The organism is Allobosea sp., from assembly GCF_036675845.1.
Taxonomy (GTDB): domain Bacteria; phylum Pseudomonadota; class Alphaproteobacteria; order Rhizobiales; family Beijerinckiaceae; genus Allobosea.
On the sequence record NZ_JAKFED010000037.1, the window covers coordinates 37,958 to 58,386 of the forward strand.

Here is a 20,429-nt window from a genome sequence, read left to right on the forward strand (position 1 = left end):
GACGCCATGCATGTCCTGATCACCGGTGCCGGCGGCATGATCGGCCAGCGCCTTGCCGCGCGGCTGGCGCGCGAAGGCACCTGCAATGATCGGCCGATCTCGCGCCTGACGCTGACGGATGTCGTCGCTCCACCCCGGCCGGCGGGCTTTGCCGGGCCGATCGACACCCGCACCGAGGATGCCGGCGACGTCGCAGTCGCCGGAGCCCTCGCCGCCCTGCGACCTGACATCGTCTTCCACCTCGCCGCGATCATCTCCGGCGAGGCGGAACGCGATTTCGACAAGGGTTACCGCATCAATCTCGACGGCATGCGCAACCTGCTGGAGGCGATCCGGCAGGAAGGCATCCGCAACGGCCCCTATGTGCCGAAGCTGGTCTTCTCCTCGTCGAGCGGCATCTTCGGCGCGCCCTTCCCGGCGGCGATCTCCGACGAGTTCCATGTCACGCCGCTGACCAGCTACGGCGCGCAGAAGGCGATCGGCGAATTGCTGCTCGCCGATTATTCGCGGCGCGGCTTCGTCGAGGGCGTCGGCGTGCGCTTCCCCTCGATCGTGATCCGGCCCGGCAAGCCCAACGCCTCGGCCGGCGGCTTCTTCTCCGGCATCGTCCGCGAGCCGCTGCAGGGGCTGGAAGCCCTGCTCCCGGTCGAGGACGATGTGCTCTTCACCCATGCCAGCCCGCGCTCGGCGGTCGGCTTCCTGATCCATGCCGCCGGCCTGGACCGGCGGGCGCTCGGCCCGCGCGTCAATCTGAGCATGCCGGGCGTCTGCGTCACGGTCGGCGAGCAGATCGAGGCGCTGCGCCGCATCGCCGGCGACAAGGCGGTGAAGCTGATCCGGCGGGCGCCTGACAAGGCGGCTTCCGACATCGTCAAGGGCTGGCCGACCCGCTTCGACGCCGCCCGTGCCACCGCGCTCGGCTTCAGGGCCGAGAAGGATTTCGACGAGATCATCCGCATCCATATCGAGGACGATCTCGGCGGCCACCTGCCGAGCTAGCTCACATCACCGATCGGAAAGACGACATGCACATCCTCATCCTTGGCGGCGCCGGCATGGTCGGCCGCAAGTTCATCGAGCGGCTGGCCCGCGACGGCCAGCTCGGCGGCAAGGCGATCGACAAGATCACGGCGCAGGACATCTTCCCGGCGAGCCCGCCGGCGAACGCGCCCTTCGCCTTCGAGGCGCTGACCTCCGACCTGTCGCAGCCCGGCGAGGCGGAGAAGCTGATCGCCTCGCGGCCGGAGCTGATCGTCCATCTCGCGGCGGTGGTCTCCGGCGAGGCCGAGGCCGATTTCGACAAGGGCTACCGCATCAACCTCGACGGCACGCGCTATCTCTTCGACGCGATCCGCCTTGCCGGCGACGGCTACAAGCCGCGCCTCGTCTTCACCTCCTCGGTCGCCGTCTTCGGCGCACCCTTCCACGACAAGATCGAGGACGAGTTCTTCACCACGCCGCTGACCAGCTACGGCACCCAGAAGGCGATCGGCGAGCTCCTGCTCTGCGACTACAGCCGCCGCGGCTTCTTCGACGGCGTCGGCATCCGCCTGCCGACGATCTGCGTCCGGCCGGGCACGCCCAACAAGGCCGCCTCGGGCTTCTTCTCGAACATCATCCGCGAGCCGCTGAACGGCCAGGAGGCGGTGCTCCCCGTCTCCGACGAGGTCCGCCACTGGCACGCCTCGCCGCGCTCGGCCGTCGGCTTCCTGGTCCATGCCGCGACCATGGACACGAGCGCCATCGGCCCGCGCCGCGCTTTGACCATGCCGGGCTATTCCTGCACCGTCGCCGAGCAGATCGAGACGCTGCGCAAGGTCGCCGGCGAGAACGTCGTCAAGCGGATCCGGCGCGAGATCGATCCGGTGATCGACAAGATCGTCGCCGGCTGGCCGCGCAATTTCGATGCGCAGCGCGCGACCGCGCTCGGCTTCAAGTCCGAGGCGAATTTCGAGGAGATCATCCGCGTCCATATCGAGGACGAGCTCGGCGGCAAATTCGTCGCCTGACACGCATGTCTTTCCGGGGCGCCGCAAAGCGGCGAGCCCGGAACCCATGAACACGACCTGCGGTCAAACACGACCTGCGGTCAGTTCGCGATGTCTTGTGTGCATGGATTCCGGGCTCGGGCCTTCGGCCCGCCCCGGAATGACGGCTCGTAGTCCTTACGGCAGCTTCTTCAGCATCAACGGCGCGCCGACCGCCGGGTCCTTACGCCAATGCCCGTCCTCGAAGACGAGCTCGACCTTGTGGCCCTTGCGGGCGATCAGCACGAGCCGGCCGGCCTGGTAGCGCCAGGCGACGGGGGAGAAGATCGTCAGGCCGGTATCGGCGCAGTTGCCGTCGAAGCTGGCGACCGTAGCGCCCGCCGCCGAAGCCGGCGCGGTCGTCAGCGCCAGCTTGCAGACCTCCCGGCCGCGCTGGCGCATCACCGCATAGCGTCCCGGCACCGTCTCGGCCGCCGGCGCCTGTGCCGGATCGACCGCCGTGCGCCGGTTGGCCGCGGTCGCCGCGAGCTCGGCGGCGCTCGGCACCCGCTGCGCCGCGGCGCGGACATGCCCTTTCGGATCGAGGCCATATTGGCTGCCGTCGCCGCCCTTGCCGCGGCGGCCCGGCTCGGCCTTCTCGTCGAAGCTGACGACCGGCTTGCCGGCACCGTCGAGCAAGCGCGGCGCGCCTGCCGGCGACACATCCCAGGCGACGACGTCGTCGAGGATCGGCAGCGCGCGCCGGCAGGTCGCCGGGAAGCGCAGCTGCCGCCCCTGCCCCGCCGCTTCCGCACCGAAGGTCAAGGTGCATTTGCGCGAGGCGCCGATCTTCTCGATATCCCAGGCGCCGATGAAGGGCCGCAGCGCCGCGGGCGCCTGTTCGGCGCCGCGCGGCAGCGGCTGGGTCTGCGCCTGCGCCGGCCATGCCGGCAGAAGCGACAGCAGCGCCGCAGCGATCAGGACCGGCGACCGCATGCCGCGGGCTCCGGCGAAGTTCAGGCCTTCTTCCATGGCGTCTCGACAACCGGCGTCAGCGGACCCTTGCCATCGAACCATGACAGCAGGTTGTCGACCAGGAGCTGGCCCATCTGCTCGCGCGTATGCACCGATGCCGAGCCGACATGGGGCAGCAGCACGACATGGTCGATCGCGATCAGCTCGGCCGGCACGCGCGGCTCGTCCTCGAACACGTCGAGGCCGGCCGACAGGATGGTCTTGTCCTGCAGCGCCTTGATCAGCGCCGGCTCGTCGATCACCGTGCCGCGGCCGACATTGACGACGATGCCGTTCGGGCCGAGCGCCTTCAGCACCTCGGCATTGATCATGTGGTAGGTCGAATCGCCACCCGGCGCCACCGAGACGAGGGTGTCGACATCGGCCGCCATCTCGACCAGCGAGGGATAATAGCGATAGGCGACATCGGGCTGGCGCGAGCGGCCGTGATAGGCGATCGGCACGCCGAAGGCCTCGAGCCGATGCGCCACCGCCTTGCCGATCCGGCCGAGCCCGACGATGCCGATCTTGCGCTTGCGCAGCGAGGTCGTCAGCGGATAGGCGCCCGAGAGCCACTTGCCCTCGCGCAGATAGCGGTCGACCTGCGGCAATTGCCTGACCGTCGCGAGCAGCAGGCCGATCGCCAGATCGGCGACCTCGTCGGAGAGCACGTCGGGCGTGTTGGTGACGAGGAGCCCGCGCTTTCCGGCCTCGGCCGCGTCGACATTGTCGTAGCCGACGCCGAAATTCGAGATGATCTCGAGCTTCGGCAGGGCATCGAACAGGGCGCCGTCGATCCTGATATGGGCACCGCCGCCGGCGACGCCGCGCACCCGGTCCTTCAGCGCCGCGAGCGCGGCCGCCTTGTCTGGCGCCTTCCAGAGCTCGTGCACGGTGAAGCGTGCCTTGAGCTGGTCGGCGGCATAGGCCATCAGCGGCCCGGTCATGATGATCTCGATCTTGTTCTGCGCGGTCATGGCTGTGCTCTCGTGGACGTGAACGGATACGCGTATCCGGCTTGATTTCAAAATATTAAAACGATTAGATGAACCGTAGAGGCTCAGGCTCGCTCCGGAAATCCGAGACAGCGCATTGCCGGGTCGTCCGCCAAGCAGGGAACCGGCCCGCCGCGCTGCCCGCCTGCGGACCGGGGTCGTGCCCTTTTATAGTATGACTTAATCACGCATTCAGCTCGCATTCGCCGGTGCCCGGCTGGCGAGCAGGCGCAAAGTGCTGTTCAGGCTGTCGATCACCAGCCCGCTCATCCGGGCTGCCGCGAGATCGCCGTCGCGCTGGCTGATCGCGTCCAGCACCCGCTCGTGGTCGACCAGCGAGGCAGTGAAGAAGAAGCGGTCGTCGGGCGCCTTCAGGAACAGCGACCACTGGATCGTGGCGCAGACCGCCGGCGCCAGGCATTGCAGCGGCGGGTTGCGCGTCGCCTCGAAGATCGCCTCGTGGAAGGCGAGGTCGGCCTGCACCGTCGGCTCCGCATAGGGCGGGTTCACGGTCATGCCGCGATAGGCGGCCTCGATCCGCGCCAGGTCGTCGCCGCTGCGCCGCTGCGCCGCCAGGCGCGCCGCGCTCGGCTCGACGAAAAGCCGTAACTCGAAGAGATCGCGAATGAATTTCTCGTTCGGATCGGCCTCGAAATGCCAGGCGAGAACATCGGGATCGAGCAGGTTCCAAGAGTCCCGGGGCGCGACACGGGTGCCGCTTTTCGGCCGCGCCTCGACCAGTCCCTTGCCGGTCAGGAACTTCACCGCCTCGCGATAGGCCGTGCGCGACACCGAGATCTCGCTGCGGATGTCCGCCTCGTTCGGCAGCAGTTCGCCGGCGGGCGAGACGCCCCTGATGATGCCGACCGCCAGCTTGTGGGCGACCTGCCCGAAGAGCCGGTCGGGGCTCAGCATCCTCGCCCGCGAAATGTCGCGTATCCGCATCCGGCTTCGGCTTTCCTCCGTGCCGGCTGCTTCGCGGCAGGGCGGCGCTCATCTGGCGGGGCGCTTGACACGCCCGTTCGTATCGTATGACTTTATCCGGGAACGGGGGCGACGCAACAGGCTGAAGATCGCCTGGAATGCGTCGTGCCATGACGGCCGGTCGAAAGAAGCCGGCGCCAGTGGGATTGCGGCCACGCCGCCGGGGTGCGATCACTCGTCCCCGAGGAAACGAACGACCGGGAGAAGGCAGGATGGCCTCAGTCCAGATCGCGGATGTGCGCAAGGCCTATGGCTCGACGCAGGTCATCCATGGCGTCGACATCGACATCGACGACGGCGAATTCGTCATCCTGGTCGGTCCCTCGGGCTGCGGGAAGTCGACGCTGCTGCGCATGATCGCCGGGCTGGAGAACATTTCCGGCGGCGAGATCCGCATCGGCCCGCGCGTCGTCAACGACGTGCCGCCGAAAGAGCGCGACATCGCCATGGTGTTCCAGAATTACGCGCTCTACCCGCATATGACGGTCGCCGACAACATGGCCTTCTCGATGAAGCTGCGGAAGGCGCCGAAGGCCGAGATCGACGAGCGCGTCAACAAGGCCGCCGGCATCCTCGGCCTCGACAAGCTGCTCGACCGCTATCCGCGCCAGCTCTCGGGCGGCCAGCGCCAGCGCGTCGCCATGGGCCGCGCCATCGTCCGCGACCCGCAGGTCTTCCTGTTCGACGAGCCGCTCTCCAATCTCGACGCCAAGCTGCGCGTCCAGATGCGCACCGAGATCAAGGAGCTGCACCAGCGCCTCAAGACCACGACGGTCTACGTCACCCACGACCAGATCGAGGCCATGACCATGGCCGACAAGATCGTCGTGATGCATGACGGCATCGTCGAGCAGATGGGCGCGCCGCTCGATCTCTACGACAATCCCGCGAACCTCTTCGTCGCCGCCTTCATCGGCTCGCCCTCGATGAACCTGCTGAAGGGCACGATCCGCGCCAACGGCTTCGAGACCGAAGGCGGCGTGATCTGGCCGATCGGCCAGCACCCGGCCGATTCGAACGATCGGGCCGCCGTGTTCGGCATCCGCCCGGAGCATTTCCAGCTCGATCCCAGCGGCCTGCCGGCCGAGGTCGTGGTCATCGAGCCGATGGGCTCGGAGACCCAGGTCATCGTCCGCTGCAGCGGCCAGGACCTGACCTGCATCTTCCGCGAGCGCATCACCGCCAAGCCCGGCGAGAACATCCATATCCGGCCCGACACCTCGGTCACGCATCTCTTCGACGCGGCCACGGGCAAGCGCATCTGATTTCCGCCGGTCCGCCAGCCGGGCTGGCGCCGCGAATCCGCAGACGACAAACCCTGACGAGGCTCCCATGCAGGGCCTCGCGGCCAAACGGAGGAGCTGACCCATGACGATTTCAAGAAGAGACGTATTGATCGGCGGCGCGGGCCTCGCGGCCGGCGCAACGCTGCCTGCACCATCGATTGCCCAGACGGCGAATATCGAGAAGGGTGCGACGCTGCGCGTCCTGCGCCCGACCAAGTTCGTCGATCCCGACCAGGCGATCTTCGACGAGAACACCGCCGCCTTCACCAAGGCCACCGGCGTCCAGGTCCGCGTCGACTATGCGAGCTGGGAGGATCTGCGCCCGCAGACCGCCGTCACCGCCAACACCGGCGCCGGCCCCGACATCGTCGTCGGCTGGGCCGACGATCCGCACATCTTCGCCGACAAGCTGCTCGACCTGACGGCGGTCGCCGAGGACCTCGGCAAGAAATATGGCGGCTGGTATCCGGTCGCCCAGAAATACGGCAAGAAGGACAAGACCGACACCTGGATCTCGATCCCGATGGGCGGCTCCGGCGGCCCGGCGGTCTATCGCGAATCCTGGGTCAAGGAAGCCGGCTTCGACACCTTCCCGAAGGATCACGCCGGATTCCTCGATCTCTGCCGCAAGCTCAAGGCCAAGGGCCACCCTGCCGGCTTCGCGCTCGGCAACGCCGTCGGTGACGGCAACGCCTTCTGCAACTGGCTGGTCTGGTCGCATGGCGGCTACATGGTCGATGAGAACAACAAGGTCGCGATCAACAGCAAGGAGACGATCGAGGCGCTGAAATACGCCAAGGCGCTCTACGAGACCTTCATCCCGGGCACGCTCTCCTGGCTCGACATCAGCAACAACAAGGCGCTGACCGCCGGCGAAATCGGCCTGACCCAGAACGGCGTCTCGCTCTACTTCTCGATCAAGAACTCGAAGGACGAGAAGATCACGGCGGTCGCCAAGGACCTCAACCATGCGCAGATGCCGGTCGGCGCCGGCGTCGGCCGGCCGACGGAGACGGCGCTGGTGATCAACGCCATGGTGTTCAAGCACACCAAGTTCCCGAACGCGGCCAAGGAATATCTCCGCTTCATGATGGAGAAGGAGCAGTACGACAAGTGGCTGACCGGCTGCTTCGGCTACTGGACGCAGCCGCTCAAGGGCTATGCCCAGAGCAAGGTCTGGGAGTCCGATCCCAAGATCCTGGTCTACCGCGACACCTGGGAACGGGCGCTGTGGAGCGGCTACAAGGGCGCGATCACCGAGGCCGCCGGCACCGTCAACGCCGAATATGTCATGGTTCAGATGGTCGCCTCCGTCTGCGCCGGACAGGCGACGCCGGAAGAGGCGGCGACCGAAGCCGAGCGCCGCGCCAAGCGCTACTATCGCACCTGATCGTTACGACCGCGCCGCCGGACCTCCGGTGGCGCGGCTGTTTTATGGAAAGAGCGCCATGACGATCGCCGCGGAAGCCAGGACCATCCACCAGCTGCCGCAGAACTGGCTGGTCCGCCTGCTCGACAACAAGTCTGTCCTGATCTTCCTCTGCCTCCTGCCGGCGGCCGCCCTGCTGCTGATCTTCCTGACCTATCCGCTCGGCCTCGGCATCTGGCTCGCCTTCACCGACACCAAGATCGGACGTTCCGGCCATTTCATCGGCCTCGAGAACTTCGTCTCGCTGATGCAGGACCGGGTCTTCATCACCTCGGTCTGGAACACGCTGCTCTATACCGGCGTCGCGACGGTGGGGAAGTTCGCGCTCGGTCTCTGGCTGGCGCTGCTGCTCAACAATCACCTGCCCTTCAAATCGCTGCTGCGGGCGCTGATCCTGGTGCCCTGGATCGTGCCGACGGTGCTCTCGGCCATCGCCTTCTGGTGGATCTACGATCCGCAGTTCTCGATCATCTCCTATGTGCTGGTCGACGTGCTCGGCTGGCGCGACACCTATATCGACTTCCTCGGCGAGCCCTGGGCGGCGCGCTGGTCGCTGATCGCGGCCAATATCTGGCGCGGCATCCCCTTCGTCGCGATCAGTTTGCTCGCCGGGCTGCAGACGATCTCGCCGGCGCTCTACGAGGCGGCGATGCTCGACGGCGCCAATGCCTGGCAGCGCTTCCGCCACGTCACCTTCCCCATGCTGATGCCGATTCTGGCGGTGGTGCTGACCTTCTCGGTGCTGTTCACCTTCACCGACTTCCAGCTCGTCTACGCCATCACCCGCGGCGGGCCGATCAACTCGACCCATCTGATGGCGACGCTCGCCTTCCAGCGCGGCATTCCCGGCGGCCAGCTCGGCGAAGGCGCGGCGATCGCGGTCGCGATGATCCCCTTCCTCGTGCTGGCCACCCTGTTCAGCTACTTCGCGCTCGCCCGCCGCAAATGGCAGCAGGGAGAAGACAATGACTGATCACGCTGCCGCGGAGCGCCCGCACCTCGTCGAGAAGGAGCAGACCGGCGTCATCAACTGGTCCTCGGGCCCGCGCCGCTTCATCACTATCTATCTGCCGCTGTCGATCTTCGTGATCGTGCTGCTCTTCCCGTTCTACTGGATGGCGATCACCGCCATCAAACCGAACGCCGAGCTCTACGATTACAAGACCTACAACCCGTTCTGGGTGCAGTCGCCGACGCTGGAGAACATCAACCGACTGCTGTTCCAGACCGATTACCCGCAATGGCTGCTGACGACGATGACGGTCGCGACCGTCGCGACCGTGCTCTCTCTATTCTCCAGCGTGCTCGCCGCCTATGCGATCCAGCGCCTCAAGTTCAAGGGCGCGAGCTATGTCGGCCTGGCGATCTACCTCGCCTATCTGGTGCCGCCCTCGATCCTGTTCATCCCCATGGCGACGCTGATCTTCCAGCTCGGTCTGTTCGACTCGCAATGGGCCTTGATCCTCACCTACCCGACCTTCCTGATCCCGTTCTGCACCTGGCTGCTGATCGGCTATTTCAAGTCGATCCCGTTCGAGCTCGAGGAATGCGCCATGATCGACGGCGCGACCCGTTTGCAGACCTTGTGGAAGATCACCTTGCCGCTGGCCCTGCCCGGCCTGATCTCGGCCGGCATCTTCGCCTTCACTTTGTCCTGGAACGAGTTCATCTACGCGCTCGCCTTCATCCAGTCGGCTGAGAAGAAGACCGTGCCGGTCGCGGTGCTGACCCAACTCGTCGAAGGCGACGTCTACCATTGGGGTTCGCTGATGGCCGGCGCCCTGCTCGGTTCGATCCCGGTTGCCCTGCTCTATTCCTTCTTCGTCGACTACTACGTCGCCTCCCTCACCGGAGCGGTGAAGGAATGAGCGTCCGCCGGGCCCGTCCAGCGACGGGCCCGAAAACAGCATAGAGGCCACAGCATTGACTTCGATCGCCTTCGTCGGGCTGGGCGCGATGGGCGCGCCCATGGCCGAGAACCTGCTCAAGCGCCAGTTCCGCGTCACCGGTTTCGACATGCGCCAGGAAGCCCGCGCGGCGCTTGCCGCGGCTGGAGGCCATGCCGCTGCCAGCGCGCGCGAGGCGGCGCAGGGTGCCGAAGCGCTGGTGCTGATGGTCGTCAATGCGGCGCAGGCCCGCGCCGTGCTGTTCGAGGGTGATGCGCTGTCGGCGCTGGCGGCCGGAGCCGTCGTCGTGCTGATGGCGACCTGCCCGCCCGGCGAGGTCGAGGCGATCGCCGCCGAGGTCGAGAAGAGCGGCCGCCGTTTCGTCGACGCTCCGGTCTCCGGCGGCGTCACTGGCGCGCGCGGCGGCACGCTGACCATCATGGCTGGTGCGGCACCCGAGAGCTTCGCGGCGGCCAAGCCCCTGCTCGACGCGATGGGCGACAAGGTCTTCCATGTCGGCGAGAGGCCCGGGCAGGGCGCGACGGTGAAGACGGTCAATCAATTGCTCTGCGGCGTCCATATCGCGGTCGCGGCCGAGGCCCTGTCGCTGGCGCAGAAGGCCGGCATCGACGGCAAGCTGCTGTTCGAGATCATGGGCGGCTCGGCCGCCTCATCCTGGATGCTGAAGGATCGCGGCCCGCGCATGCTCGACGACGAGCCGCCGGTCGCCAGCGCCGTCGACATCTTCGTCAAGGATCTCGGAATCGTCCTCGATGCCGGCCGGGCCGCAAGGGCCGCGCTGCCGCTCGCCGCGGCGGCGCATCAGATGTTTCTCGCCGCCTCGGGTCTCGGCCATGGCGGGCGCGACGACTCGCAGGTGGTGCGTGCCTATCGGGCGCTGAACCCCCGGGCCGCCAACGATGCCTGAACCACGATCACCGCTTCCTCGGCGGGGCCGTGGTGCCGCGGATGACGAGTTCGGGCTTCAGCACGATCCGCCGGGCGGGCGCTCCCGGCTCGGCGATGCGGCGCAGCAGCAGTTCGGCGGATTTGCGGCCCATATCGTCCTGGAAGTTCTTGATCGTCGTCAGCGCCGGGTACCATTGCGCCGCTTCCTGCACGTCGTCGCAGCCGATCAGCGAGAAGGCCTCGCCTGCCTCCAGCCCGCAATGGCGCAGGCCGAGCATGGCGCCGAACGCCGTGAGGTCGTTGAAGCAGACCGCCGCCGTCGGCGGATCATCGGCCCGGAGCACTGTCTGGATGCCCTTCAGCCCGCTCTCGCGGGTCCCCCAGGCGGAGTAGACGAGGGCGGGGTCGAGCGGCAGGCCGTGCTTGGCGAGCGTCTCGCAATAGCCGGCATAGCGGTTGCGGCTGGTCGAGATCAGCTGGCTCTCGCCGAGGAAGGCGATACGGCGATGGCCGAGGCCGAGCAGATGCTCCATCGCGAGCACCGCGCCATGGCGGTCGTCCGAGCCGACGAAGTCGAGCCCGATGCCGGCGATCTCGCGCGAAAGCTGGACCAGCGGCACCTGCGCCGCCATCAGATGCGCCAGCGTCTCCGCCGTGGTGCCGCCGGCCGGGCAGATGATCATGCCGTCCGGCCGGTATTCCTTCAGCGTGTTGAGGACGCGGTCCTGGCGCTCGAGGTTCTCGGCATAGGTGCCGAGCAGGATCGAGCGGCCATTAGCGGTCGCCGTCTCCTCGATCGCCGCCAGAAGCTCGGCGAAATACGGGTTGGTGATGTCGTGGAAGCCGACGCCGAGGATATTGGTCCGGTCGGTCCGGAGCGAGGCGGCGCTGCGATTATAGCTGTAGCCCATCTCGCGTGCGATCTGCTGCACCCGCTGCCTGGTCGCATCGGCGACGAGCGGGCTGCCGCGCAGCGCCAGTGAAACGGTCGCCGTCGAAACGTCGAGATGGTCGGCGATGATCTGCAAGGTAACGCGCCCGCGCCCACCTAAGCGTTCACGAGGCATTGCTCCGCTCTTTCCGAGCGAGGCAGGGTCGCGCAAGTTTCCATCATCCGCCATCAAACGCTTCTCCTGAAGCGGGGCAATCGCAGCCTTCAACCAGTTCTTGGTCAAATCGTTCCGCATGTTCACCGTCCATCTCATATAATTCGGAGAAACTGAAGATGACCACTTCCAAAGAATCAATCGGCTTCATCGGCGTCGGCTTCATGGGTCAAGGCATGGCCTCGTGCATCCTCGCCAAGGGTTTCCCCTTGACCGTCATGGGCCACAGGAACCGCAAACCTGTCGAAGAGCTCAAGGCAGCCGGCGCCCAGGAGGCCATGACGCCGAAGGAACTGGCCGAGAAAGCTTCGATCATCTTTCTCTGCGTCACCGGCTCGCCGCAGGTCGAGGCGGTGGTCAACGGCCCCGACGGCATCGCGGCGGGCGCCAGGCCCGGCACGATCATCGTCGACTGCTCGACCTCCGATCCCGGTTCGACGGTCAGGTTGGCAGCACAACTCGCAGCCATCGGACTCCACCTCTGCGATGCCCCGCTCGGCGGCACCCCCGCCCAAGCGGCGCTCGGCAAGCTCTCGACCATGATTGGGGCCGACAGCGAGGTTTTCGCGCGCATCAAGCCGGCCTGCGACGCCTGGGCCCAGAAGGTGGTGCATCTCGGCCCCGTCGGCGACGGCCACAAGATGAAGCTTCTCAACAACTTCCTGTCGATGGGCTATGGCGCGATCTATGCCGAGGCGCTGACACTGGCGCAGAAGATCGGCATCACGCCGCAGACCTTCAACAGCGTCATCTCCGGCAGCCGGATGGATTGCGGCTTCTACCAGACCTTCATGCAATACGTGCTGGAGCGCAACCGCGACGCCCACAAGTTCACCCTGTCGAACGCGCTGAAGGATGTGCGCTATCTGGAGGGCGTCGCCAATGATGCCGGCGTCCCCAACCCTGTCGGCAATGCCGTGAAGAACGTCTATGCCCAGGCGGTCGCCGCCGGGAAGGGCGAGGATTTCGTGCCGATGCTCTCCGACTGGGTCGCCTCGCAGAGCCGCATCTCGCTCGCCGACAAGGGCTGAACCTCCCAGCGCCCCCCGCGCCAGCCTCAATCCAGCCGGGCCGAGCCTTCGGGCACGGCCCGGACCCGCTCGCGATAGAGCAGGTAAAGGCCCGAGGCGATGACGATGGCGGCACCGAGCAGGGTGTAGCGGTCGGGGATCTGCCCGAACACCAGCCAGCCGAGCCCGACCATCCAGATGATCTGCGAATAGATGAAGGGCGACAGCACGGTCGCCGGCGCGCGCCGATGCGCCAGGATCAGGAGCCAGTGCCCGATCGTACCAAAAACGCCGGTGCAGATCAGCAGCAGCCAGCTCAGCCCATCGGTCGGCCAGGACCAGAACAGCGGCAGCAGCGGCAGCATCACCACGACGCCGACGATGCCCGAATAGAACATCGTCGTCTCGGATGAATCGCTGGCGGCCAGCATCCGCGTCGACAGGCTGTAGAAGGCATAGCAGAAGGCGCCGCAGACGCTGAGCAGCGCCGCCGGGTGCAGGCCCCCCAGCCCCGGGCGCGTCACCACCAGCACGCCGAGGAAGCCGACCGCGATCGCCGCCATCCGGCGCGGCCCGGCCCATTCGCCGAGCAGCGGCCCCGCCAGCAACGCGACGAGAAAGGGCGTCGCGAACATGATCGAGATGGTCTCGGCCAGTTGCAGATAGTTCAGCGCGAAGAAGTTCAGTGCCGTCGAGACGAGCAGCAGCAGCGAGCGAAATCCCTGCAGCCAGGGCCGGCGCGTCCGGGCGATGCCCGGCCGTGTCCAGGGATTGAGCACGATGGAGACCAGCGCCACGCTGACGACATAGCGGGCCGTGACCACCTGCATCGCCTGCATCGAGCTGCCGAGCCATTTCGCCGCGGCATCGAGCAGCGAAAAGCACACCACCGCCGCGCACATCATCATGATGGCGGTCAGGCGCGTCCGGCTTGTGTCCGGGGGCGGAGCGGGGGCAGCGGACAAACCGAGCGTCTCGTCATGCTCTGGGGGAATGGCCGGAGATCAATGAACCGATTTAACCGGCGAGACCAGCCCGCTGGCGCATGCGCGTCATGTTGCGGCTGAGCAGCCTGGAGGTGGATCCGGTCAGATCGCACAGCAACCCGATCGGCGCCTGCTCTAGGCGGCTTCGTCCGCTTCCTCATCGGAGTCGTCGAGCTCGGCACCGGCCCGAGACAGCCCCTTGGCAACCTTGCGCAGCAGCTTGCGCAATTGCTTGCGCTCCTTGGAGTCGAGCTTCTCGAGCAGCTCGTCCTCGACCTGGTTCCAGACCGCATCGAGCGCCGCCGCCGTCTTCTGGCCATGCTCGGTGAGCGCGACCTGCACCAGCCTGCCGTCGCGGCCGCCGCCCTCGCGGCTGACGAGGCCCTGCAGCGAGAGCCGGCCGATCGTCTTGGAAACCGTCGGCGGCTTGACGCGAAGCAGGGCGGCGAGCTCGCCCATTGTCATAGGCGCGCCCTGCAGCGACTTCAGCGCCTGCTCCTGGCCGGGAAAGAGGCCGAGTGCGTTGAGTCGTTCGCCCATCCGGGCCCGGTGCAGCCGGGCGGCGACCAGTAGGGCGCGGCCGACGCTTTTCTCGATCGTCTTGGTCATGAGCCGGCCCTCGGACAGGTTTGCCGAAACTTTTCGCCGGCTCTGCAATCGCTTGCGATCATGACAGGCTGATGACGGTGATTCGACAGTGGTCTAAAATCTCGCGGTCAACGCCGCGATCTTGCGCAGAAAGCGCGCGCGGCTCTCCGGCGTCGAGCGGTTCATGTCGTAATGCGCCTGGTAGGACAGCCGCGCGGCCGGATGGCAGACCGCGCGCAGCGAGCGAGAAACCAGCTTGCGCGGCGGGTCGCCCATCAGCAGCGCGCGCCAGCGCGTGCCGCCATAGGTCGTCACGGCGGCGAGCCGGCGAATGTTCCAGAGACTGGGCTGCGCCGCGCCCTCGACCAGCTTGAACGAGACGCCGGGCAGGAAGACCCGGTCGAAATAGCCCTTGAGCATCGCCGGATAGCCGTAGTTCCAGACCGGAAAGCAGAGCACCAGCGCCTCGGCGGCGCGCAGGCGTTCGACATAGCCGGCAACCGATCGCCCGTTCCTGGCCGGATCGAGATAGTCGAGGCGCTCCTCCCGGCTCAGCACCGGGTCGAACCCTTCGGCATAGAGATCGCAATCGTCGACCTCATGGCCATGCCGGCGCAGCCCGGCGACGACCGTCTCGTGCAGCGCCGCGCCGTAGCTCTCGGGGTTGGGATGGGCGTAGAGGACCAGGACGCGCATGCTCAGCCGCCGGCCGCTTCGCCCAGGCTGCGGAACAGGAAGGTCTTGCCGGCGCGGAAATCATAGGCCGGATCCTCCCAGGCCACCATTTTGCCGGGGTTGAGCAGGCCCTGCGGATCGGCCTCGCGCTTGAAGGCGAGCTGGACCTCGTCGGTCTGCTTCATGCCGCCCTCCTCCAGCGTGTAGCGGTGCGGGTTGAAGATCGGCGCGCCCATTTCCTCATGGATCGCCATGATCTCCTCCAGCCGCGCCTCCGTGGTGAAGCGCACCAGCGGCAGGCCGAAGCAGGTGATCTTGCCGTCGAAGCGGACGAATTCGAGATGGCAGATCATCTCGTCGCCGAAGCGGGCATGGATACGTTCCACCAGATCGACCTGGTTGGGGAAGGGATAGAGCACCTGCAGATAGGTGATCGAAGGGTCGACCCGGAGCGCCCGCAGCGTGGTGTGGTTCCACCCCAGCTCGAAAGCCGGCGGCAGGCCCTTCGCCTCCTCCGGCGTCAGCTTGTCCGAGCGCATCAGCAGTTCGGCGCCGCGGAAGCGCCGGGCAAAGGCCAGCGTCGATTCGACCGCGAAATCCGCGACCATGGCGATGACGCAATGGCTGTCGCGCGGCAGGAACTTGCGGTGGCGCAGGAAATAATCGTGCGGCGCCGGCGCGGCGACCACCGCAAGCTGCTTCAGCGCCAGCCCGTCCTGCTCGCCGAGCGCATTGGCGAATTCGGTGGCGCCGCGCAGGCTGTCGAAGCCGATGATGACGTCGACCCAGCGATAGGCCGGCCCGAGCGGCATCTCGACCTCGGTGATGATGCCGTTGGTGCCATAGGCATGCGCGACCTTGTGCAGGTCCTCGCCCTGCAATTCGAGGATGCGCGGCGTGGCCTCCATGGTCGCGACCTTGAGGCGGATGATGTTGCCCCAGTCGCGCAGGCCCCCCCATTTGATCGAGCCGACCCCGCCGGAGCCGCCGGCGATGAAGCCGCCGATCGAGGCGGTGTGATAGGTCGAGGGGTGCAGGCGGATCTCCTGGCGCGAATGCGCCCGGGTCTCCTCGTCGATCCGCGACAGGATCGCGCCCGGCTCGGCGACATAGCGGCCGGGCTCGATCGCCTTGACCTTGTTGAAGCCGGAAAGATCGAGCACCACCCCGCCGGAAAGCGGCATGGCCTGGCCGTAATTGCCGGTGCCGGTGCCGCGCGGCGTCACCGGGATGCTGAGCGCATGGGCGGCCGCCAGCGTCGCCAGCACGTCCGCCTCGGTGGTGGGCGAGACGATGATGTCGCCGCTGACCTGGTCGAGCTGGCGCTTCAGCGTCGGCGAATACCAGAAGAAGTCGCGGCTCTTCTGCTTCACCAGAGCGGGGTTGTCCTCGCTGCGGATGCCACCGAGGCGGGCCTTCAGGGCGGCGATGTCGTAACGTGTGCTCATGCGTCGGGGCTCATCAGAGGGTCGAGTTCGCGATAATCGGGCAATGTCCGGTCGATCGCCTTGCCGCCGACCAGCACGGTGCGGTCGGCCTGAGGCCGGGCGAAGAATTCCGTCCAATCGCGCGCCCGGGTCAGGATCAGGTCGGCCGGACCGCCGGTGCGGAGCCGACCATGGCCGGGCAGGCCCATGAGATCGGCGGGCGTCGTGGCGATGGCCTTCGCCCAGTCCGGGCCGGAATGGTCGAACTGGAGGATGCGCGTACCTTCGCGCAGCACCTCGACGAGGTCGAGGTCGCCATAGGCATAGAACGGGTCGCGGGTGTTGTCGGAGGCGATCATCACCGGCACGCTCGCCGCCTTCAATTCATGCAGCGCGGTGACGCCGCGCCAGCGCGGCGTGCGCGCGGCCTGCCGGTCCTGCAGATACAGGTTGCACATCGGCAGCGAGACCACGGCGATACCGGCCTCCTTGACCTTGGCGACGATGCGCGCCTCGTCCTGCGGCGCCTGCAGGGCCAGCGAGCAGCAATGGCCGGCGAGGATCTTGCCGGCGAAGCGGTGGCGCAGGGCCGCATTCGCGATGTGCTCCAGCGAACGTGCCGCCGGGTCGTTAGCCTCGTCGACGTGGAAGTCGAGGTCGAAGCCGTTGTCGATCGCGGTGCGGAAGATCTTGTCGAGCGCCGCGTCGAGCTCCGGGATCATATAGGTGACGCAGCCGAGAAGCCCGTCGCCATGCGCCCTCACCGCTTGCGTCACGGCCTGCATATGGGCCGCGTCCGCGACCGCCTCGATCCCGAACAGCGGCGAGCCTTGCAGGGCGATGCGCCCGGCCCATTCCGCCCGCAGCTCGGCCAGCACCGGCCAGGAGATGCCGATCTGCTTGCCCAGCGAATCGATATGGCTGCGGATCGCCGCCGTGCCATGGGCGAAGGCGCAGCGCAGGCCGAATTCCATGCGCGCCCGGACATCCTGCGCCGTCCAGTTGGCCTCGCGATCGGCAGCGACACTGGTCAAGGCGCCCATGAAGCTGCCGTCCGGATTGCGCCGCCGCGGCCAGATATGGCCCTTGTCGAGATGGGTGTGCACGTCGACCAGTCGCGGCAGCACGATGCCGCCATCGAGATCGAAAATCGGCTGTTCCTCGAACGGCGCGAGGCCAGCCGACAGGATCGATTCGATGACGCCATCGTCGATCGCGATGTCGACCAGGGCCAGCCCGTCGCGATCCGAAGCTAGGCTCGCCGCCTCGACGAGGCAGGCGGGCACACGGGCATTGGCGAGGCGACAGGTAGCGGTATTGGGCAGCGCGGCGAAGCCGGTGGTCACGTCGTCGGTCTCCGGCTTTGGTCGCCTTTGCAAGGGGCGCCACCATGGGGGGCACGCCGCTCGCGATCAAGCGTCGCGGCGACGCGGTGCCCGGCATTCCGTATCGCGCTTGCCCGCGCGCCGGCGATCGCGCATGAAGCCGGCTCGCGAGAACTGAGGACGAGAACCATGCCGGAACAGGCGCGCATCATCGACGGCAAGGCGGCTGCGGCAGAGCTGCGGGCCGGCATCGGCCGCGAGGTCGCGGCGATCAAGGCGGCGCGCGGCCTCGTCCCCGGCCTGCATGTCGTGCTCGTCGGCGACGATCCGGCGAGCCGGGTCTATGTCGCCTCCAAGGAGAAGCTCGCCGCCGAGACCGGGATGAACTCCGTCGCCCACCGCCTGCCGGAGCAGACGACAGAGGCCGAGCTCCTGGCCAAGGTCGAGGCGCTGAACGCCGACGATGCGGTCGACGGCATCCTGGTCCAGCTGCCCTTGCCGAAGCATATCGACACCGGCCGCATCATCGACGCGATCGATCCCGCCAAGGATGTCGACGGGCTGCACCCGATCAATGCCGGCCGCCTCGCCGGCGGCAAGGAGGGCCTCGTGCCCTGCACCCCGCTCGGCTGCATGCTGCTGCTGCGCCGGGCGCTGCCTTCGCTCTCCGGGCTCGAGGCGGTCGTCGTCGGCCGTTCGGAGCTGGTCGGCCGCCCGGTCGCGCAATTGCTGCTCCAGGCCGACTGCACGGTGACGCTCGCCCATTCGCGCACGCGCGATCTGCCGGCCGTGCTGCGCCGTGCCGACATCGTCGTCGCCGCGGTCGGGCGCCCGCGGATGATCAAGGGCGATTGGCTGAAGCCCGGCGCGACGGTGATCGACGTCGGCATCAACCGCATGCCCGACGGCAAGCTCGCCGGCGATGTCGACTTCGCCGAGGCTGTGACGGTCGCCGGCGCGATCACCCCGGTTCCCGGCGGCGTCGGTCCGATGACGATCGCCTGCCTGCTCCGGAACACGCTGACGGCGTTTCACGCGAGGCGCGGCTGACTCAATGCGTCATGGCCGGGCTTGACCCGGCCGTCTCCCCAAAATGAAACGCCCGGCGAAGCACCGGGCGTTTGTCGTTCTGCACGAGATTCTCGGGTCGACGCTGCGCGCCGCCCGAGAATGACGCGCGGGCCTCACATATGGATCTGGCGCTTCTCGACCGCCAGCGCCGCTTCCTTGACCGCTTCGGCAAGCGTCGGATGGGCGTGGCAGGTGCGGGCGAGGTCCTCCGACGAGCCGCCGAACTCCATCAGCACCGTCACCTCGGCGATCAGGTCGCCGGCATGCGGGCCGATGATGTGGCAGCCGAGCACCCGGTCGCTCGCGGCGTCGGCCAGGAACTTCACGAAGCCGTCGGTGTGGCGCATGGCCCGCGCCCGCGCATTGGCGGTGAAGGGGAACTTGCCGACCTTGTAGGCGATGCCCGCGGCCTTCAGTTCCTCCTCGGTCTTGCCGATCGCGGCGACCTCGGGGGCGGTGTAGATGATGCCGGGGATGGCGTCGTAGTTCACATGGCCGGCCTTGCCGGCGATGATCTCGGCCACGGCCATGCCCTCGTCCTCGGCCTTGTGCGCCAGCATCGGCCCGCGCACGACGTCGCCGATGGCGTAGACGCCGGCGAGATTGGTCTTGAAATGCTCGTCGATGACGACGCGGCCGCGCTCGGTCGCGATCCCGGCCTTGTCGAGCCCGAGCCCGTCGGTGTTCGGACGGCGGCCGATGGCGACCAGCACGATGTCGGCCGAGAGCGTCCGGGCCTCGCCGCCGGCGGCCGGCTCGACGGTGACGGTCGCGCCCTTCTTGGCCGTCTCGACCTTGGTGACCTTGGAGCCGAGATGGAACTCGAAGCCCTGCTTCTGCAGGATGCGCTGGAACTGCTTGGCGATCTCGTCATCCATCCCCGGCAGGATGCGGTCGAGATATTCGACGACCGTGACCTTGGCGCCGAGCCGGGCCCAGACTGAGCCGATCTCGAGCCCGATCACGCCGGCGCCGACCACCAGCAGCTCCTTCGGCACGGCGGTCAGTTCGAGAGCGCCGGTCGAGGTCACCACGATCTTCTCATCGGTTTCGACACCCGGCAGCGCCGTCGATTCCGAGCCGGTGGCGATGACGATGTTCTTGGTCTCGAGCTCCTGCGCCTTGCCGTCCGCGGCGGTGACGACGACCTTGCCGGCGCCCGGGATCGAGGCCGTGCCGTGGAAGGCCTCGATCTTGTTCTTCTTCAGCAGGAAGGCGACGCCGTTGACATTGGCATCGACCGTCTCCTGCTTGTGGACCAGCATCTGCTTCAGATCGAGCTTGGGCGTGCCGACATTGATGCCGAGGCTGGCGAAGGTGTGGCCGGCCTCGTCGAACATCTCGGAAGCGTGCAGCAGCGCCTTGGACGGGATGCAGCCGACATTCAGGCAGGTGCCGCCATGGGTCTTGCGCTTTTCCACCACGGCGACCTTGAGGCCGAGCTGGGCGGCGCGGATGGCGCAGACATAGCCGCCAGGGCCGGTTCCGATGACGACGAGATCGTAGGACATGGATTCTCTCTGATGAAGGTCAGGCAGGCAAATCAAACGGGGGGCAGAGGCGCGTTGAACGCCCAGACATGGCCGAACGGGTCGCGCAGGCAGCCGTAGCGGGCGCCCCAGAAGACATCGCTGGGAGGCATGAAGACGTCGGCCCCGGCGGCTTGCGCCCGCGCGACCGCGGCATCGACATCCCAGGGCGTCGGCAGGTTGATGTTGATCGCGACGCTGGCACCGCCTTGCGAGCTCGGCGCGAGGACATCGCCGCCGAA

20 protein-coding genes are annotated in these 20,429 nt (G+C 67.3%); 9 read left to right on the forward strand and 11 right to left on the reverse strand.

Annotated features, from left to right (window positions below):
- Positions 1-6 precede the first annotated feature (6 nt).
- Positions 7-999, forward strand: a complete 993-nt coding sequence (denD, locus tag V6M56_RS03470) for a D-erythronate dehydrogenase (protein WP_332681277.1) — start codon at positions 7-9, stop codon at positions 997-999.
- A 26-nt stretch (positions 1,000-1,025) separates the two neighbouring features.
- Entirely contained in the window at positions 1,026-2,009 is a 984-nt protein-coding gene (denD, locus tag V6M56_RS03475; protein WP_332681279.1) for a D-erythronate dehydrogenase, read from the forward strand.
- Between the two features lie 156 nt (positions 2,010-2,165).
- Here the strand turns inward: denD (V6M56_RS03475) and V6M56_RS03480 are convergent, their stop codons facing one another.
- The 3 genes from V6M56_RS03480 to V6M56_RS03490 form a co-directional block, all read right to left on the reverse strand.
- Positions 2,166-2,963 carry an AprI/Inh family metalloprotease inhibitor gene (locus V6M56_RS03480; RefSeq protein ID WP_332681281.1) on the reverse strand — a complete coding sequence of 266 codons (798 nt, stop codon included), beginning with the start codon at positions 2,961-2,963 and terminating at the stop codon, positions 2,166-2,168.
- Positions 2,964-2,983: 20 nt separating this feature from the next.
- Positions 2,984-3,958 (reverse strand): 2-hydroxyacid dehydrogenase, encoded by a 975-nt coding sequence (locus tag V6M56_RS03485; RefSeq protein WP_332681283.1) that lies wholly within the window; start codon positions 3,956-3,958, stop codon positions 2,984-2,986.
- 210 nt (positions 3,959-4,168) lie between these two features.
- Positions 4,169-4,891: a FadR/GntR family transcriptional regulator gene (locus V6M56_RS03490; RefSeq protein WP_332681284.1), complete on the reverse strand. Its 723-nt coding sequence runs from the start codon at positions 4,889-4,891 to the stop codon at positions 4,169-4,171.
- Positions 4,892-5,172: 281 nt separating this feature from the next.
- Between V6M56_RS03490 and V6M56_RS03495 the strand changes: the two genes are divergently transcribed.
- From V6M56_RS03495 to V6M56_RS03515, 5 genes are all read left to right on the forward strand, one after another.
- Positions 5,173-6,225: an ABC transporter ATP-binding protein gene (locus tag V6M56_RS03495; protein ID WP_332681286.1), complete on the forward strand. Its 1,053-nt coding sequence runs from the start codon at positions 5,173-5,175 to the stop codon at positions 6,223-6,225.
- 103 nt (positions 6,226-6,328) lie between these two features.
- On the forward strand, positions 6,329-7,636 hold the full coding sequence (locus tag V6M56_RS03500) for an ABC transporter substrate-binding protein (protein ID WP_332681287.1): 1,308 nt from the start codon (positions 6,329-6,331) through the stop codon (positions 7,634-7,636).
- A 58-nt stretch (positions 7,637-7,694) separates the two neighbouring features.
- Positions 7,695-8,648: a carbohydrate ABC transporter permease gene (locus V6M56_RS03505; RefSeq protein WP_332681289.1), complete on the forward strand. Its 954-nt coding sequence runs from the start codon at positions 7,695-7,697 to the stop codon at positions 8,646-8,648.
- A complete protein-coding gene (locus V6M56_RS03510) occupies positions 8,641-9,543 on the forward strand; it encodes a carbohydrate ABC transporter permease (protein ID WP_332681290.1) in 903 nt (300 codons plus the stop codon). The genes V6M56_RS03505 and V6M56_RS03510 overlap by 8 nt, the downstream gene beginning before the upstream one ends.
- Positions 9,544-9,598: 55 nt before the next feature.
- Positions 9,599-10,489: an NAD(P)-dependent oxidoreductase gene (locus tag V6M56_RS03515; protein ID WP_332681291.1), complete on the forward strand. Its 891-nt coding sequence runs from the start codon at positions 9,599-9,601 to the stop codon at positions 10,487-10,489.
- A gap of 7 nt (positions 10,490-10,496) precedes the next feature.
- Here the strand turns inward: V6M56_RS03515 and V6M56_RS03520 are convergent, their stop codons facing one another.
- Complete coding sequence (locus tag V6M56_RS03520) at positions 10,497-11,498, reverse strand: LacI family DNA-binding transcriptional regulator (RefSeq protein ID WP_332681292.1); 1,002 nt, start codon at positions 11,496-11,498, stop codon at positions 10,497-10,499.
- A gap of 197 nt (positions 11,499-11,695) precedes the next feature.
- On the opposite strand from V6M56_RS03520, the gene V6M56_RS03525 reads away from it, so the two are divergent.
- Entirely contained in the window at positions 11,696-12,607 is a 912-nt protein-coding gene (locus V6M56_RS03525) for an NAD(P)-dependent oxidoreductase (RefSeq protein WP_332681294.1), read from the forward strand.
- Positions 12,608-12,633: 26 nt separating this feature from the next.
- Here the strand turns inward: V6M56_RS03525 and V6M56_RS03530 are convergent, their stop codons facing one another.
- From V6M56_RS03530 to V6M56_RS03550, 5 genes are all read right to left on the reverse strand, one after another.
- The gene (locus tag V6M56_RS03530; RefSeq protein WP_332681295.1) at positions 12,634-13,494 is read right to left on the reverse strand and encodes a DMT family transporter; all 861 of its coding nucleotides are present in this window, start codon (positions 13,492-13,494) and stop codon (positions 12,634-12,636) included.
- A 213-nt stretch (positions 13,495-13,707) separates the two neighbouring features.
- Complete coding sequence (locus V6M56_RS03535) at positions 13,708-14,181, reverse strand: MarR family winged helix-turn-helix transcriptional regulator (RefSeq protein ID WP_332681297.1); 474 nt, start codon at positions 14,179-14,181, stop codon at positions 13,708-13,710.
- 93 nt (positions 14,182-14,274) lie between these two features.
- Complete coding sequence (locus V6M56_RS03540) at positions 14,275-14,856, reverse strand: NAD(P)H-dependent oxidoreductase (RefSeq protein WP_332681299.1); 582 nt, start codon at positions 14,854-14,856, stop codon at positions 14,275-14,277.
- Between the two features lie 2 nt (positions 14,857-14,858).
- The gene (locus V6M56_RS03545; RefSeq protein ID WP_332681300.1) at positions 14,859-16,283 is read right to left on the reverse strand and encodes an FAD-binding oxidoreductase; all 1,425 of its coding nucleotides are present in this window, start codon (positions 16,281-16,283) and stop codon (positions 14,859-14,861) included.
- Complete coding sequence (locus tag V6M56_RS03550) at positions 16,280-17,608, reverse strand: cytosine deaminase (RefSeq protein WP_332681303.1); 1,329 nt, start codon at positions 17,606-17,608, stop codon at positions 16,280-16,282. Before V6M56_RS03550 ends, V6M56_RS03545 begins: the two co-directional genes overlap by 4 nt.
- 168 nt (positions 17,609-17,776) lie before the next feature.
- Here V6M56_RS03550 and folD point away from each other — a divergent pair, with 168 nt between their 5' ends.
- Positions 17,777-18,637 (forward strand): bifunctional methylenetetrahydrofolate dehydrogenase/methenyltetrahydrofolate cyclohydrolase FolD, encoded by an 861-nt coding sequence (gene folD / locus V6M56_RS03555; RefSeq protein WP_332681304.1) that lies wholly within the window; start codon positions 17,777-17,779, stop codon positions 18,635-18,637.
- Positions 18,638-18,771: 134 nt separating this feature from the next.
- On the opposite strand, the gene lpdA is transcribed toward folD, so the two are convergent.
- Both lpdA and V6M56_RS03565 read right to left on the reverse strand, forming a co-directional pair.
- Positions 18,772-20,169, reverse strand: a complete 1,398-nt coding sequence (lpdA, locus tag V6M56_RS03560) for a dihydrolipoyl dehydrogenase (RefSeq protein ID WP_332681305.1) — start codon at positions 20,167-20,169, stop codon at positions 18,772-18,774.
- Positions 20,170-20,201: 32 nt separating this feature from the next.
- Positions 20,202-20,429 (reverse strand): VOC family protein (locus V6M56_RS03565; RefSeq protein ID WP_332681307.1); only part of this gene is annotated, 228 nt, incomplete at its 5' end.

Excerpts from the sequence above, each read along its gene's own strand:
- V6M56_RS03505 (WP_332681289.1), top strand. The coding sequence starts at position 7,695 with ATGACGATCGCCGCGGAAGCCAGGACCATCCACCAGCTGCCGCAGAAC.
- V6M56_RS03495 (WP_332681286.1), top strand. The coding sequence starts at position 5,173 with ATGGCCTCAGTCCAGATCGCGGATGTGCGCAAGGCCTATGGCTCGACG.
- V6M56_RS03540 (WP_332681299.1), bottom strand. The coding sequence starts at position 14,856 with ATGCGCGTCCTGGTCCTCTACGCCCATCCCAACCCCGAGAGCTACGGC.
- folD (WP_332681304.1), top strand. The coding sequence starts at position 17,777 with ATGCCGGAACAGGCGCGCATCATCGACGGCAAGGCGGCTGCGGCAGAG.
- V6M56_RS03485 (WP_332681283.1), bottom strand. The coding sequence starts at position 3,958 with ATGACCGCGCAGAACAAGATCGAGATCATCATGACCGGGCCGCTGATG.
- denD (WP_332681279.1), top strand. The coding sequence starts at position 1,026 with ATGCACATCCTCATCCTTGGCGGCGCCGGCATGGTCGGCCGCAAGTTC.
- V6M56_RS03545 (WP_332681300.1), bottom strand. The coding sequence starts at position 16,283 with ATGAGCACACGTTACGACATCGCCGCCCTGAAGGCCCGCCTCGGTGGC.
- V6M56_RS03480 (WP_332681281.1), bottom strand. The coding sequence starts at position 2,963 with ATGCGGTCGCCGGTCCTGATCGCTGCGGCGCTGCTGTCGCTTCTGCCG.
- V6M56_RS03510 (WP_332681290.1), top strand. The coding sequence starts at position 8,641 with ATGACTGATCACGCTGCCGCGGAGCGCCCGCACCTCGTCGAGAAGGAG.
- denD (WP_332681277.1), top strand. The coding sequence starts at position 7 with ATGCATGTCCTGATCACCGGTGCCGGCGGCATGATCGGCCAGCGCCTT.
- V6M56_RS03530 (WP_332681295.1), bottom strand. The coding sequence starts at position 13,494 with ATGATGATGTGCGCGGCGGTGGTGTGCTTTTCGCTGCTCGATGCCGCG.
- V6M56_RS03490 (WP_332681284.1), bottom strand. The coding sequence starts at position 4,891 with ATGCTGAGCCCCGACCGGCTCTTCGGGCAGGTCGCCCACAAGCTGGCG.
- V6M56_RS03500 (WP_332681287.1), top strand. The coding sequence starts at position 6,329 with ATGACGATTTCAAGAAGAGACGTATTGATCGGCGGCGCGGGCCTCGCG.
- V6M56_RS03535 (WP_332681297.1), bottom strand. The coding sequence starts at position 14,181 with ATGACCAAGACGATCGAGAAAAGCGTCGGCCGCGCCCTACTGGTCGCC.
- V6M56_RS03525 (WP_332681294.1), top strand. The coding sequence starts at position 11,696 with ATGACCACTTCCAAAGAATCAATCGGCTTCATCGGCGTCGGCTTCATG.
- lpdA (WP_332681305.1), bottom strand. The coding sequence starts at position 20,169 with ATGTCCTACGATCTCGTCGTCATCGGAACCGGCCCTGGCGGCTATGTC.